This is a genomic window from Pseudomonas sp. OE 28.3 (assembly GCF_014268205.2).
Classification (GTDB): Bacteria; Pseudomonadota; Gammaproteobacteria; order Pseudomonadales; family Pseudomonadaceae; genus Aquipseudomonas; species Aquipseudomonas edaphica.
In genome coordinates this window covers 1,672,656-1,685,977 of the sequence record NZ_CP077082.1, presented here as the reverse complement: position 1 = coordinate 1,685,977, position 13,322 = coordinate 1,672,656, and the positions used below count along the sequence as shown (strand labels likewise).

Annotated in this window: 13 protein-coding genes; 10 read left to right on the top strand and 3 right to left on the bottom strand. The window is 60.0% G+C overall.

The genetic code is table 11. The features are described 5' to 3' along the window. Positions 1-200: 200 nt before the first annotated feature. The 9 genes from HU759_RS07530 to pdeM all read left to right on the top strand — a co-directional run bounded on the left by HU759_RS07530 (position 201) and on the right by pdeM (position 10,534). The gene (locus tag HU759_RS07530; protein WP_017137175.1) at positions 201-1,205 is read left to right on the top strand and encodes a ligase-associated DNA damage response exonuclease; all 1,005 of its coding nucleotides are present in this window, start codon (positions 201-203) and stop codon (positions 1,203-1,205) included. Beyond that, positions 1,202-2,836 carry an ATP-dependent DNA ligase gene (locus HU759_RS07525; RefSeq protein ID WP_170036470.1) on the top strand — a complete coding sequence of 545 codons (1,635 nt, stop codon included), beginning with the start codon at positions 1,202-1,204 and terminating at the stop codon, positions 2,834-2,836. Before HU759_RS07530 ends, HU759_RS07525 begins: the two co-directional genes overlap by 4 nt. 328 nt (positions 2,837-3,164) lie before the next feature. Then, on the top strand, positions 3,165-3,944 hold the full coding sequence (locus HU759_RS07520; RefSeq protein ID WP_186616814.1) for a transporter substrate-binding domain-containing protein: 780 nt from the start codon (positions 3,165-3,167) through the stop codon (positions 3,942-3,944). Between the two features lie 60 nt (positions 3,945-4,004). Then, complete coding sequence (locus HU759_RS07515) at positions 4,005-4,733, top strand: ABC transporter permease (RefSeq protein ID WP_186616813.1); 729 nt, start codon at positions 4,005-4,007, stop codon at positions 4,731-4,733. Next, entirely contained in the window at positions 4,730-5,440 is a 711-nt protein-coding gene (locus HU759_RS07510; RefSeq protein WP_017137171.1) for an ABC transporter permease, read from the top strand. The genes HU759_RS07515 and HU759_RS07510 overlap by 4 nt, the downstream gene beginning before the upstream one ends. Positions 5,441-5,449: 9 nt before the next feature. Next, positions 5,450-6,568: a succinylglutamate desuccinylase/aspartoacylase family protein gene (locus HU759_RS07505; protein ID WP_170036468.1), complete on the top strand. Its 1,119-nt coding sequence runs from the start codon at positions 5,450-5,452 to the stop codon at positions 6,566-6,568. A 13-nt stretch (positions 6,569-6,581) separates the two neighbouring features. Further along, positions 6,582-7,346, top strand: a complete 765-nt coding sequence (locus tag HU759_RS07500; RefSeq protein ID WP_017137170.1) for an ATP-binding cassette domain-containing protein — start codon at positions 6,582-6,584, stop codon at positions 7,344-7,346. A 57-nt stretch (positions 7,347-7,403) separates the two neighbouring features. Further along, positions 7,404-9,884 (top strand): ligase-associated DNA damage response DEXH box helicase, encoded by a 2,481-nt coding sequence (locus HU759_RS07495; RefSeq protein ID WP_186616812.1) that lies wholly within the window; start codon positions 7,404-7,406, stop codon positions 9,882-9,884. Next, entirely contained in the window at positions 9,884-10,534 is a 651-nt protein-coding gene (gene pdeM, locus HU759_RS07490; RefSeq protein ID WP_017137168.1) for a ligase-associated DNA damage response endonuclease PdeM, read from the top strand. Before HU759_RS07495 ends, pdeM begins: the two co-directional genes overlap by 1 nt. Positions 10,535-10,559: 25 nt before the next feature. On the opposite strand, the gene HU759_RS07485 is transcribed toward pdeM, so the two are convergent. Continuing rightward, positions 10,560-10,760, bottom strand: coding sequence for a hypothetical protein (locus HU759_RS07485; protein WP_017137167.1), 201 nt, complete (start codon positions 10,758-10,760; stop codon positions 10,560-10,562). Between the two features lie 107 nt (positions 10,761-10,867). Next, positions 10,868-11,434, bottom strand: coding sequence for a dCTP deaminase (gene dcd / locus HU759_RS07480; protein ID WP_017137166.1), 567 nt, complete (start codon positions 11,432-11,434; stop codon positions 10,868-10,870). A 389-nt stretch (positions 11,435-11,823) separates the two neighbouring features. On the opposite strand from dcd, the gene HU759_RS07475 reads away from it, so the two are divergent. Next, positions 11,824-12,033 (top strand): cold-shock protein, encoded by a 210-nt coding sequence (locus HU759_RS07475; protein WP_002554837.1) that lies wholly within the window; start codon positions 11,824-11,826, stop codon positions 12,031-12,033. Positions 12,034-12,268: 235 nt separating this feature from the next. Here HU759_RS07475 and rpoS read toward each other — a convergent pair whose 3' ends face one another. After that, positions 12,269-13,279 carry an RNA polymerase sigma factor RpoS gene (gene rpoS, locus HU759_RS07470; protein ID WP_017137165.1) on the bottom strand — a complete coding sequence of 337 codons (1,011 nt, stop codon included), beginning with the start codon at positions 13,277-13,279 and terminating at the stop codon, positions 12,269-12,271. Between the last annotated feature and the right edge of the window lie 43 nt (positions 13,280-13,322).

The following is a 13,322-nucleotide window of genomic DNA, read 5'->3' as shown; positions in this document are numbered from 1 at the left end:
ATCCTGTGACGCTCCGCGTCACGCCATCAAAATGTGGGAGCTGGCTTGCCTGCGATTGCGGTGTGTCAGTCACTAATTAATCGACTGACACACCGCAATCGCAGGCAAGCCAGCTCCCACATTTGATCGCCTGCATTTAGATAGAACTTCTCAAGTCTCGCTCCCCTCATACCTGATAAGCCCACTGCCCCGGCACGCCCATGGACCTTGTCATCGCCCGCCCCGAAGGCCTCTATTGTACTGCGGGAGATTTCTACATCGACCCATGGCGCCCGGTGGACCGCGCCGTCATCACCCACGCCCATGGGGACCACGCCCGCACCGGCAACCAGCATTACCTGGCCGCCGCTCCCGGCGAAGGCATCCTGCGTTCGCGACTGGGCCAGGACATCAACCTGCAAACCCTGGCCTACGGCGAAAAACTCATCCACCACGGCGTCACCCTGAGTTTCCATCCCGCCGGGCATGTGCTCGGTTCCGCGCAGGTGCGCCTGGAATACCAGGGCGAAGTCTGGGTAGCCTCCGGCGACTACAAAGTCGAACCCGATGGCACCTGTGCGCCCTTTGAGCCAGTGCGTTGCCACACCTTTATTACTGAATCCACCTTCGGCCTGCCGATTTACCGCTGGCAACCCCAGGCGCAGATTTTTGCCGGCATCAATGATTGGTGGCAGGCCAATATCGCGGTCGGCAAAGCCAGCGTGTTGTTCTGTTATTCCTTTGGCAAAGCCCAGCGCATCCTGCATGGCATCGACGCCAGCATCGGCCCGATTCTCAGCCATGGCGCGGTGGAACCGCTGAACCGCGTGTACCGCGAGGCCGGCATCTATATCCCCGAAACCTTATATGCCGGGGACTTCAAAAAGACTGACCCATTGCTGCGTCAGGCACTGATCATTGCGCCGCCGTCCGCCGGTGGCAGCAGTTGGATCAAGCGCTTCGGCGACTACAGCGACGCCTTCGCCAGCGGCTGGATGCGCCTGCGTGGCACGCGACGGCGGCGCGGTGTGGACCGAGGCTTTGTGCTCTCGGACCACGCCGATTGGCCCGGACTGCTGTGGGCCATCGCACAGACCGGCGCCGAACGGGTGATGGTCACCCATGGTTCCGTAGGCGTTTTGGTGCGTCATCTGCGCGAAAAGGGCCTGGACGCCCAAGGGTTCACCACCGAATACGGCGATGACGAAGAAGAGGCCACGGCATGAAAGCCTTCGCCGAGCTGTACGCCAACCTCGACGCCACCACCTCCAGCAACGCCAAGCTGGCCGCGCTGCAAGCCTACTTCCGCCAGGCGCCACCCGAAGATGCGGCCTGGGCGGTGTACTTCCTCTCCGGCGGGCGGCCCCGGCAATTGGTGCCGACCCGTCTGCTGCGCGACATGGCCACCGCAGCATCGGGCATAGAACCTTGGTTATTCGAAGAAAGTTACCAGTCGGTAGGCGACCTGGCCGAGACCATTTCCCTGTTGTTGCCCGAATCCTCCTATACCTCGGAAGACGGGCTTGCAGTGTGGCTGGAGGAAAAGCTGCTGCCCCTGCGTGGCCTGCCGCCGCTGGAATTGGCCGAACGCCTGCCGGCGTTATGGGCGCAGCTCGATCAGCCGAGCCTGATGGTGTGCATCAAATTGATCACCGGCAGTTTTCGTGTCGGCGTGTCCAAACTGCTGGTCACCCGCGCCCTCGCCGCCATGGCCGACCTGGACAGCAAACGTGTGGCACAACGCTTGGTGGGCTACACCGATTTGTCCAACCGGCCTACGGCCGAAGGCTACCTCAAGCTGATCGCCGCCGAATCGTCCGACGAGCATGCGCAACGCGGCGGTCAGCCGTATCCGTTTTTTCTGGCCCATGGGCTGGCGCAACCGGTGGAGCAGTTCGACGCCTTGCTCGGCGCACCCGCCGACTGGCAGGTGGAATGGAAGTGGGACGGCATTCGCGCGCAACTGGTCAAGCGCGACGGTCGCCTGTGGGTCTGGTCGCGCGGTGAAGAGTTGGTCACCGAGCGCTTCCCCGAACTGCACAGTTTGGTCAGCGGCCTGCCGGATGGCACGGTGATCGATGGCGAAATTGTCGTGTGGAAAGACGCGGTGCAACCCTTCGCGCTGTTGCAACAGCGCATCGGCCGCAAAACCTTGAGCAAAAAGGTCCTGGAGGATGCGCCCGTCGCGGTCCTGGCCTATGACCTGCTGGAGCATCAGGACGACGATTGGCGCAACCACACCCAGGCCGAGCGCCGCGTCCAGCTTGAGCAAGTGATCGCGCAGTGCAACCAGCCCGTGCTGTTGCCATCTCCCTTGCTGACGGGCAAGAGCTGGAAGGACCTGGCGGAGCAACGCGAAGACTCTCGCCGCCTCGGCGTGGAAGGCATGATGCTAAAAGCCCGCGATGGCCTGTACGGCGTGGGCCGCACCAAGGACATGGGCGTGTGGTGGAAGTGGAAAGTCGACCCGTTCAGTGTCGATGCCGTACTGATTTACGCCCAGCGCGGCCATGGCCGCCGCGCCAGTCTGTACAGCGACTACACCTTTGCAGTGTGGGACGGCCCGCCCGGCACTGAACGCACGCTGGTGCCATTCGCCAAGGCTTATTCAGGGCTGACTGACGAAGAAATGCGCAAGGTCGACGCCATCGTGCGCAAGACCACGGTGGAAAAATTCGGCCCGGTCAGCAGCGTAACGCCGAGCATGGTGTTTGAGCTGGGGTTTGAGGGGATTGCCTTGTCCAAACGCCACAAGAGCGGGATTGCCGTACGGTTTCCCAGGATGTTGCGGTGGCGGCAGGATAAGACAGTGGAAGAAGCCGACAACCTCGGCACGTTGCAGGATTTGTTGACCTGACCCCTTCCCCCCAAACACTGCAAAACCCTGTGGGAGCCGGGCTTGCCCGCGATGGCGGTGGGTCAGCTTAGAGAGATTGGGCAGACACACCGCTATCGCGGGCAAGCCCGCTCCCACATTTTGAATTTCATTTGCTTCAAAATGGTGCGCTGAATTTTCCATGCCCATTTTCGGGCATCTCCTACACTCACATCTCCCTTATCCCACCTTTTAAAACACTCATTCGGAACTATGGTGCAGAAATTGCTACTTGTGATCCGTCTGACACCGTTCAGTAACAGTCCTAACCGCGCCACAAGCGCTTATCTTGGTTTCCAGGGATTACATAATGAAAAAAGCATTGCTGACCCTTTCTGCACTGGCTCTGTGCATGGCTGCTGGTACCGCGCTGGCCAAGGAATACAAGGAATTGCGTTTTGGTGTCGATCCTTCCTACGCGCCATTCGAGTCCAAGGCCGCCGACGGCAGCCTCGTAGGCTTCGATATCGACCTGGGCAATGCGATCTGTGCCGAGCTGAAAGTGAAGTGCAAGTGGGTTGAAAGCGACTTCGACGGCATGATTCCAGGCCTCAACGCCAACAAGTTCGACGGTGTGATTTCCTCGATGACCGTGACCGAAGCCCGTGAAAAGGCGATCGATTTCTCCAGCGAGCTGTTCTCCGGCCCGACGTCCCTGGTGTTCAAAAAGGGCGCGAACTTCTCCACGCCTGAGTCCCTCAGGGGCAAATCCGTGGGCTACGAGCAAGGCACCATCCAGGAAGCCTACGCCAAGGCCGTGCTGGACAAAGCCGGTGTGACCACCAAGGCCTACGCCAACCAGGACCAGGTCTACGCCGACCTGACCTCAGGCCGCCTGGATGCTTCCGTACAGGACATGCTGCAAGCCGAACTGGGCTTTTTGAAGTCGCCAGCCGGCGCTGACTACGAAGTCAGCAAGGCCATCGATGACCCACTGCTGCCATCCAAAACTGCGGTCGGTATCAAAAAAGGTAACAAAGACCTCAAGGCCTTGCTCGATAAAGGTATCAAAGCGTTACACGATGATGGCACCTACGCCACCATCCAGAAGAAACACTTCGGCGACCTGAACCTCTACAGCGGTAAATAACACCCCGGCGCCCACCGGTTTGCGGTGGGCGCTTTTTTATCGCCATTAGGTCCTGAATTCATGTTTGAAGATCTTTTGCAAACCCTGGGGCTGGGTGCCTTCAGCTTGAAGGGGTTCGGCCCGCTGTTGCTGCAAGGTACGTGGATGACCGTGAAACTGTCGGTCGCCTCCCTGGCCGTCAGCGTCCTGCTGGGCCTGCTCGGCGCCAGCGCCAAACTGTCCAGCGTCAGCCTGATCCGCATCCCTGCCCAGCTCTACACCACCTTGATTCGCGGCGTGCCCGACCTGGTGCTGATGCTGCTGATTTTCTACAGCCTGCAAATCTGGCTGACCGGCTTTACCGACTTTATGGAATGGGACTACATCGAGATCGACCCATTCAGCGCCGGGGTCATCACCCTGGGCTTCATCTATGGCGCCTATTTCACCGAGACGTTTCGCGGCGCGATCCTCGCCGTGCCGCGTGGCCAGTTGGAAGCGGCGACCGCCTACGGGCTCACGCGCGGGCAGCGGTTTCGCTTCGTGACCTTCCCGCAGATGATGCGCTTTGCCTTGCCGGGCATCGGCAACAACTGGATGGTGATGCTCAAGGCCACCGCGCTGGTGTCGATCATCGGTCTGGCGGACCTGGTCAAGGCCGCGCAGGATGCGGGCAAGAGTACTTATCAGCTGTTCTATTTTCTGGTCATCGCGGCGCTGATCTACCTGCTGATCACCAGTGCATCCAACGTCGTCCTGCGCGGGCTTGAGCGCCGCTACTCCGCTGGGTCCCGGGAGGCCGTGCGATGATCGAACTTATCCAGCAATACTGGCGGCCTTTCCTTTATAGCGACGGTCAGCACATCACCGGGCTGGCGATGACCATGTGGCTGCTCAGCGCGGCGCTGGTGATCGGCTTTCTGGTCTCGATTCCGCTGTCCATCGCCCGCGTTTCGCGCAAACGCTCCATACGCTGGCCGGTGCAGTTCTACACCTACCTGTTTCGTGGCACGCCGCTGTATATCCAACTGTTGATTTGCTACACCGGCATCTACAGCATCGCCGCCGTGCGCGCGCAACCGGTGCTGGATGCGTTCTTTCGCGACGCGATGAACTGCACCATTCTGGCCTTCGCCCTCAACACCTGCGCATACACCACGGAAATTTTCGCCGGCGCGATCCGCAGCATGGCTCATGGCGAAGTCGAAGCGGCCAAGGCTTACGGCCTGAGCGGTTGGAAGCTGTATGCCTATGTGATCATGCCCTCGGCCCTACGCCGCTCGCTGCCCTACTACAGCAACGAAGTGATCCTGATGCTGCACTCGACCACGGTGGCGTTTACCGCGACGGTGCCGGACATTCTCAAGGTGGCGCGGGATGCCAACTCGGCCACCTACATGACCTTTCAATCATTCGGCATCGCCGCGCTGATCTACCTGACCGTGACCTTCGCGCTGGTCGGGCTGTTTCGTCTAGCGGAACGTCGCTGGCTGGCCTTTCTCGGGCCGAGCCACTAAGGAGTCGTCATGCGTCATCAGGTGCATGAACTGATCGCGCCGGTGCCGGGCACGGCGCGGCAGGTTCACAGTTTCCACTTCGGCCCGGAACAGGCTGAAGGCAAGATCTATATCCAGTCATCACTGCATGCCGATGAGCTGCCGGGCATGCTGGTGGCCTGGCACCTGAAGCTGCGCCTGGCGGAGCTGGCGGCGGCTGGGCGCCTGCGCAGTGAGATCGTGCTGGTGCCCATCGCCAATCCGGTGGGACTTGAGCAGGTGTTGATGGACATTCCGTTGGGCCGCTACGAGCTGGAAAGCGGGCAAAATTTCAATCGCCTGTTTGTCGACCTCAGTGAGGAGGTCGGCAATCAGGTCGAAGGCCTGCTGGGCGACGACCCCACGCACAACGTCGAGCTTATTCGCGACGCCCTGAGCCTGGCCCTTGCGGCGCAAACGCCTGCTACCCAGCTGCAATCCCAACGCCTGGTGTTGCAACGCCTGGCATGCGATGCCGACATGGTGTTGGACCTGCATTGCGACTTTGAAGCCGTGGCGCACCTGTACACCACGCCCGAGGCATGGCCGCAGGTGGAGCCGCTGGCGCGCTATATCGGCTCGGAAGCCAACTTGCTGGCGACCGACTCCGGCGGGCAGTCGTTCGACGAGTGCTTCACGCTGGTGTGGTGGCAGTTACAGCAACGCTTCGGCGAGCGCTTCCCGATCCCGATGGGCAGTTTTTCGGTGACCGTCGAACTGCGCGGCCAGGGCGACGTCAACCACGGCCTGGCGGCGCTGGATTGCCAGGCGATCATCGATTATCTGACTCACTTCGGTGCCATCACCGGTGACGCGCCGCCACTGCCCGAGCTGCCCTACCCGGCCACGCCGCTGGCGGGCGTGGAACCGGTGACCACGCCGGTCGGCGGCTTGCTGGTGTTCAGCGCCCTGCCCGGTGAATACCTGGAAGCCGGGCAACTGATCGCCGAAATCATCGACCCCATTACTGACCGCGTAACGCCTGTGCACTGCAAACATGCCGGCCTGCTTTACGCCCGTTCGCTGCGGCGCATGGCCACTGCCGGCATGGTGATCAGCCATGTTGCAGGCACGCAAGCCTACCGCAGCGGCTACCTACTTTCGCCTTGAGGATGCACGCCCCATGTACAAATTGACCGTTGAAGGCCTGCATAAAAGCTATGGCGACAATGAAGTGCTCAAAGGTGTCTCGCTCAAGGCCAACACCGGTGATGTGATCAGCCTGATCGGCGCCAGCGGCTCGGGCAAAAGCACCTTTTTGCGCTGCATCAACTTTCTGGAAACGCCCAACGACGGCGCCATGACCCTAGATGGTCAGCAGATCCGCATGGTCAGCGATCGCCATGGCATGCGCGTGGCCGACGACGCCGAATTGCAACGCCTGCGTACGCGGCTGGCGATGGTGTTCCAGCACTTCAACCTGTGGAGCCATATGAGCGTGCTGGAAAACATCACCATGGCACCGCGCCGGGTACTGGGTTGCAGCAAGAAGGACGCCGAAGACCGTGCCCGTCGCTACCTGGATAAGGTCGGGTTGCCGGCACGCGTGGCCGATCAATACCCGGCGTTCCTTTCTGGTGGCCAACAGCAACGGGTGGCCATCGCCCGCGCCCTGGCCATGGAGCCGGAGGTGATGCTGTTTGACGAACCCACCTCGGCCCTCGACCCGGAACTGGTCGGCGAAGTGTTGAAAGTAATACAGGGTTTGGCCGAGGAAGGCCGCACCATGATCATGGTCACCCACGAGATGAGTTTTGCGCGCAAGGTGTCGAACCAGGTGCTGTTCCTGCACAAGGGTCTGGTGGAAGAGCAAGGCACGCCCGAAGATGTGTTGGGCAACCCGAAGAGCGAGCGCCTGCAGCAATTTCTGAGCGGTAACTTGAAGTAAACCTTTGCGACGCCTGGAGGGTCTCTGACATAGAGACTCCAGAGCGTCAGCCGCCGAATGGCAAAACCCCTCGATTTCGCCAAAACATGGTTTGCCACCAAGGGCTGGAAGCCGTTCGCCTTTCAAAAAGCCGTGTGGGCGGCGGTTAAAGACGGCCAATCAGGCCTGCTGCACGCCAGCACCGGCGCGGGTAAAACCTATGCGCTGTGGTTTGCCGCCCTCAACCGCTTCGCCGTCACTCGCCCGCCCGCCACCGGTAAACGCAAAGCGCCCGCTGAGCCACTGACGGTGTTGTGGATCACGCCCATGCGAGCCTTGGCCGCCGACACGGCGCGCGCCCTGGAGGCGCCACTGGCGGTACTGGAGATTCCATGGAGTGTCGGCCTGCGTACCGGCGACACCAGCAGCAGCGAACGCGCGCGCCAAACCCGGCGTCAGCCCACCGCGCTGGTGACCACGCCGGAAAGCCTGACATTGATGCTCGCGCGTGCCGACAGTGAGACCAGCCTGGCGCACCTGCGCATGGTGATCGTGGATGAGTGGCACGAACTGATTGGCAACAAGCGTGGCGTGCAACTGCAACTGGCGTTGGCGCGCTTGCGGCGTTGGCATCCGGATTTGATGGTGTGGGGGATTTCCGCGACCTTGGGCAATCAGTCTCACGCCCTTGAGGTTCTTGTCCCACAAGGCGGTGGGATCAATGTGCAGGGGCAGACGGCTAAAGAACTGAAGGTCGACACCTTGTTACCGCCGACCACCGAGCGATTTCCCTGGGCTGGCCATATCGGCTTGAAGATGCTCCCGCAAGTGGTGGCCGAAGTGGACGCCAGCAGCAGTTGCCTGGTGTTTACCAATACGCGGGCACAGTCGGAGATCTGGTACCAGGCGTTGCTGGAGGCGCGTCCGGACTGGGCGGGCGTGATTGCCCTGCACCATGGCTCGCTGTCGCGTGAAACACGCGACTGGGTGGAGCGCGCCCTGAAAGACGGCCAGCTCAAGGCCGTGGTGTGTACCTCGAGCCTGGACCTGGGTGTGGATTTCCTGCCGGTGGAGCGCGTGCTGCAAATCGGCTCGGCCAAAGGCGTGGCGCGCCTGATGCAGCGCGCCGGCCGCTCTGGTCATGCGCCAGGCAGGCCATCACGGGTGACGTTGGTGCCAACCCATAGCCTGGAACTGGTGGAAGCCGCCGCCGCCCAGGACGCGATAGCGCAGCGGCGCATCGAAGCTCGCGAATCGCCCTACAAGCCATTGGATGTGCTCGTACAACACTTGGTGAGCATGGCCCTGGGCGGTGGTTTTACCCCGGATGCGCTGTTGGCGGAGGTGCGTGATGCCTGGGCTTATCGTGACCTTACTGACGCCGACTGGGCCTGGGCGCTGGGGTTTGTGCGCCATGGCGGCCTGTCGTTGACGGCCTATCCGGATTACCGCCGAGTGGAACCCGACGAGCATGGCGTGTGGCGCGTGCCGGATGCACGCCTGGCGCGGCGTCATCGCATGAGCGTGGGCACTATCGTCAGCGATGCGAGTATCCAGTTGAAATTCTGGAGCAAGGGCGGCGGCGGCAAGAATCTGGGCAGTGTCGAGGAAGGTTTTATCGCCCGGCTCAAGCCTGGCGACGGTTTTTTGTTTGCAGGGCGTTTGCTGGAGTTGGTGCGAGTGGAAAACATGACCGCGTATGTACGGCGCAGCACCGCGAAAAAGGCTGCCGTGCCGCGCTGGAATGGCGGGCGCATGCCGCTATCCAATGAATTGGCGCAGGCGGTGGTCGAGCGCTTTGATGCAGCCGCCCACGGGCACTTCGATGGCCCGGAGATGCGGGCAGTGCAACCCCTGTTACAAACCCAGTTGCGCTGGTCTGGCCTGCCGACACGTGCGTACTTGCTGGCGGAAGCCCTGAAGTCGCGGGAAGGCTGGCACCTGTTTCTCTACCCGTTCGCCGGTCGCCAGGTGCATCTGGGGCTGGCGAGCCTGCTGGCGTGGAGGGTCAGCCAAGGCCAGCCGGTGACCTTTTCGATTGCGGTGAATGATTACGGGCTGGAACTATTGAGCGCTACGCCGGTGGACTGGCCGGTTGTGTTGAATCAAGCGTTGCTGAGCCCAACGAACTTACTGTTGGACGTGGCGGCCAGCTTGAATGCCGGTGAGCTGGCGCTGCGCCGCTTTCGCGAAATCGCCCGCATCGCCGGGCTGGTGTTTGCCGGTTACCCTGGCGCGCCGAAAAGCACACGGCAGGTGCAGGCTTCCAGCGGCTTGTTCTTTGAGGTGTTCAAACAATACGACCCAGAGAACCTTTTGCTGACCCAGGCCGGAGAAGAAGTCCTGCGTGATGAGTTGGATATTCGTCGGCTGGAAGAGACATTGCGTCATTTGTCGGCGCTGAAACTCGACCTGCACATGATCGAACGGCCGACGCCGCTGGCTTTTCCACTGCTGGTTGAGCGAATGCGCGAGAGCATGAGTTCGGAGAAGCTGTCCGAGCGTATTGCACGCATGGTCAAGGACCTGGAAAAAGTCGCGGATACCGGGAAACGTTGATGCATTATTCGCTGACGCTTGAGGGTGAGGAGTTGTGGCTGCTGGCGGAAAAGGCGATTTACTGGCCCGCCCGCCAGTGCCTGCTGATCGCCGATGCGCATTTTGGCAAGGCCTCGGCGTACCGCAGCCTCGGGCAACCGGTGCCGCAGGGCACCACTACCGACAACCTGCAGCGCCTGGACCGCCTGTTATCGGCCCTGCCGTGTGCGCAGGTGATCTTTCTCGGTGACTTCCTGCACGGCCCGGGTTCGCACGCCAGCGGCACCCTGAGCGCCTTGAGAACCTGGCGCGAGCGCAATCACGCACTGAACCTGACCTTGATTCGCGGCAATCACGATAAACGCGCTGGCGACCCGCCTGCCGACTTGAGGATTGAAGTGGTGGCCGAGCCGCTATTGATGGGGCCATTTGCATTGCAGCATGAGCCGGATGCCCATCCCAGCCAGCATGTGCTGGCCGGGCATGTGCATCCTGTGTACCGGTTGCGCGGCAAAGGTCGGCAGAGTTTGCGTTTGCCGTGCTTCCAGATCGGCTCGAAGATCAGCTTGCTGCCGGCATTCGGAGCTTTTACCGGCGGTTACTCCGTAGAGAAAAGCGACGATCGGCAAGTATTTGTGATCGGCGATCAAGACGTATGGCCGGTGTGCTGAAGCGCCAGCCATGTCTTTTGATAAGTCAGGCGACAGGCGCGGGAGGCGGCTCATCGGGAAGGACTGGCTCACCGGGCTCGGTGGGCTGCTGCGGCCAATCTTCGTCAGGTTGGCCAGGGATGCCACCCGCATACGCTGGGTCGGCCATCAGGGACCAGGCCAGAACACCAATCTGGTTGGGTTCAAGCCGGGCGAGTTCGGCGCTGATTCGCGGGTCGATCTTCATAAAGTACTCCTCAAGCGTGGCTCGGCGCGTTTTGCACGCACCGAGGCAGTACACCCAATAGAGTCACTTCACGCAGACTAATTCCCTTTGCGTGTAAGACCTTTCGATCAAGCGCGTGGGAGAGTAACGCCACGCTGGCCCTGATACTTGCCGGCGCGGTCTTTATAGGACACTTCACAGGCTTCGTCGGACTGCAGGAACAGCATCTGCGCCACGCCTTCGTTGGCGTAGATCTTTGCCGGCAAGGTGGTGGTGTTGGAGAACTCCAGGGTCACGTGGCCTTCCCACTCCGGCTCAAGCGGCGTCACGTTAACGATGATGCCGCAGCGCGCGTAGGTGCTTTTACCCAGGCAGATGGTCAACACGTCACGTGGAATACGGAAGAACTCCACGGTGCGCGCCAGGGCAAAGGAGTTTGGCGGAATGATGCACACGTCGCTTTTAACGTCGACGAAGCTCTTTTCGTCGAAGTTTTTCGGATCGACGATCGCCGAGTTGATGTTGGTGAACACCTTGAATTCATCGGCACAGCGTACGTCGTAGCCGTAGCTGGAAACACCGTAGGAAATCACGGGAGCCGCGCCTTCGCCACGGATCTGGCGTTCAACGAAAGGTTCGATCATGCCGTGTTCTTGCGCCATGCGGCGAATCCACTTGTCCGATTTGATGCTCATGGCGGGTGTCCTGAATAGCGAGGTGGAAAAATTCTGTTGGGCATCTTACCGGGGCTGGCCCTGGGGTTCAAAGGGCGCAGGGCATTTGTTGATGAATGTGCAGCCGTCTATAAGCGGCAGCCAGCGGGGCCGGGCCCCACATTACAGTGCCAGGTGACTGTAAATACCACCGCCAGTCACGAAAATAGAGAAACCTTCGGAAATACCATTGGCACGTCCCGGAAAAAGGGTTAAGGTGGCGCCACTGTGCTGCTTGTGTCACTGAGAATCTCTACACGATATGTTGAATTTCGATCCAACCATCTCCAAGAATTTTTCCTGCTCTTTGCACTCAGTCTCGGCCAGGGCTTTTCCTGAGTCGCAGTTAACTTTGTCCAAGGAGATACACCATGTCTAATCGCCAAACTGGTACCGTTAAGTGGTTCAACGATGAAAAAGGCTTCGGCTTCATCACTCCACAATCCGGTGACGACCTGTTCGTTCACTTCAAAGCTATCCAATCCGACGGCTTCAAAAGCCTGAAAGAAGGCCAACAGGTTTCTTTCATCGCTACCCGCGGTCAGAAAGGCATGCAAGCTGAAGAAGTTCAAGTTATCTAACTTGTACTGACTTAGTCGAAAAAACCCCGCCCTTAAAAGCGGGGTTTTTTTATGCCTGGGATTTAGTCCCGGCACCCAGGTAATACCAGGCACAAAAAAATGTGGGAGCGAGCTTTATGTGGGAGCTGGCTTGCCTGCGATACTGACACCTCGGTGTATCAGGTACACCGAGGTGATGCTATCGCAGGCAAGCCAGCTCCCACACAAGCCCGCTCCCACATTTTGTACTGCGTCTTTATTGGAACAACGACTCACTCGACAAGCCGTTCTTCTCGAGGATCTCACGCAAGCGCTTGAGGCCCTCCACCTGAATCTGCCGCACCCGCTCACGGGTCAAGCCGATCTCCAGGCCTACATCCTCCAGGGTGCTGCTCTCATGGCCGCGCAAGCCGAAGCGGCGAATCACCACCTCGCGCTGCTTGTCCGTGAGTTCGGACAGCCACTGGTCAATGCTTTGGGAAAGATCATCGTCCTGCAACAGCTCACAAGGATCTGTCGGGCGATCATCTGTCAGGGTGTCCAGCAGGGTTTTATCCGAATCCGGACCCAGCGAGACATCGACCGAAGACACGCGCTCGTTCAAGCCGAGCATGCGTTTAACCTCGCCCACTGGCTTTTCCAGCAGGTTGGCGATTTCCTCAGGCGAAGGTTCATGATCGAGTTTTTGTGTCAGCTCACGTGCCGCCCGCAGGTAGACGTTGAGCTCCTTGACCACATGGATCGGCAACCGGATCGTACGGGTCTGATTCATGATCGCCCGTTCGATGGTCTGGCGAATCCACCAGGTGGCATAGGTAGAGAAGCGGAAGCCCCGCTCAGGGTCGAACTTCTCCACTGCCCGGATCAAGCCCAGGTTGCCCTCCTCAATCAGGTCCAACAGCGACAGGCCACGATTGACGTAGCGTCGGGCGATTTTCACCACCAGCCGCAAGTTACTTTCAATCATGCGCTTGCGCCCAGCCGGATCGCCCTTTTGCGACAAGCGCGCAAAATGGACTTCTTCTTCGGGAGTCAGCAAAGGGGAAAAGCCAATTTCATTGAGGTACAACTGCGTAGCGTCGAGCGCCCGCGTGTAGTCAATGTACTTGTGCTGCTTTAACGCGGTGGCGTTTTTGGATTTGGTGCGAACTGAAGGTTTAGCAGCTCCTTCATCATTCGACATCGATTCCTTTTCGGTGAGGATCTCCATTTCAAGGAGAACCTCATCGTCGATGTCAAACTCCGGCGCTTCTTTACTGAGAGCCATTGTTATAGTCCTTTGGTGAGTTCGACCTCAAGCTCAAGCGACG

What these genes read in the sequence shown, in the direction of transcription:
- HU759_RS07530 (WP_017137175.1), top strand. Translation starts at nt 201, where the DNA reads ATGGACCTTGTCATCGCCCGCCCCGAAGGCCTCTATTGTACTGCGGGA.
- HU759_RS07525 (WP_170036470.1), top strand. Translation starts at nt 1,202, where the DNA reads ATGAAAGCCTTCGCCGAGCTGTACGCCAACCTCGACGCCACCACCTCC.
- HU759_RS07520 (WP_186616814.1), top strand. Translation starts at nt 3,165, where the DNA reads ATGAAAAAAGCATTGCTGACCCTTTCTGCACTGGCTCTGTGCATGGCT.
- HU759_RS07515 (WP_186616813.1), top strand. Translation starts at nt 4,005, where the DNA reads ATGTTTGAAGATCTTTTGCAAACCCTGGGGCTGGGTGCCTTCAGCTTG.
- HU759_RS07510 (WP_017137171.1), top strand. Translation starts at nt 4,730, where the DNA reads ATGATCGAACTTATCCAGCAATACTGGCGGCCTTTCCTTTATAGCGAC.
- HU759_RS07505 (WP_170036468.1), top strand. Translation starts at nt 5,450, where the DNA reads ATGCGTCATCAGGTGCATGAACTGATCGCGCCGGTGCCGGGCACGGCG.
- HU759_RS07500 (WP_017137170.1), top strand. Translation starts at nt 6,582, where the DNA reads ATGTACAAATTGACCGTTGAAGGCCTGCATAAAAGCTATGGCGACAAT.
- HU759_RS07495 (WP_186616812.1), top strand. Translation starts at nt 7,404, where the DNA reads ATGGCAAAACCCCTCGATTTCGCCAAAACATGGTTTGCCACCAAGGGC.
- pdeM (WP_017137168.1), top strand. Translation starts at nt 9,884, where the DNA reads ATGCATTATTCGCTGACGCTTGAGGGTGAGGAGTTGTGGCTGCTGGCG.
- HU759_RS07485 (WP_017137167.1), bottom strand. Translation starts at nt 10,760, where the DNA reads ATGAAGATCGACCCGCGAATCAGCGCCGAACTCGCCCGGCTTGAACCC.
- dcd (WP_017137166.1), bottom strand. Translation starts at nt 11,434, where the DNA reads ATGAGCATCAAATCGGACAAGTGGATTCGCCGCATGGCGCAAGAACAC.
- HU759_RS07475 (WP_002554837.1), top strand. Translation starts at nt 11,824, where the DNA reads ATGTCTAATCGCCAAACTGGTACCGTTAAGTGGTTCAACGATGAAAAA.
- rpoS (WP_017137165.1), bottom strand. Translation starts at nt 13,279, where the DNA reads ATGGCTCTCAGTAAAGAAGCGCCGGAGTTTGACATCGACGATGAGGTT.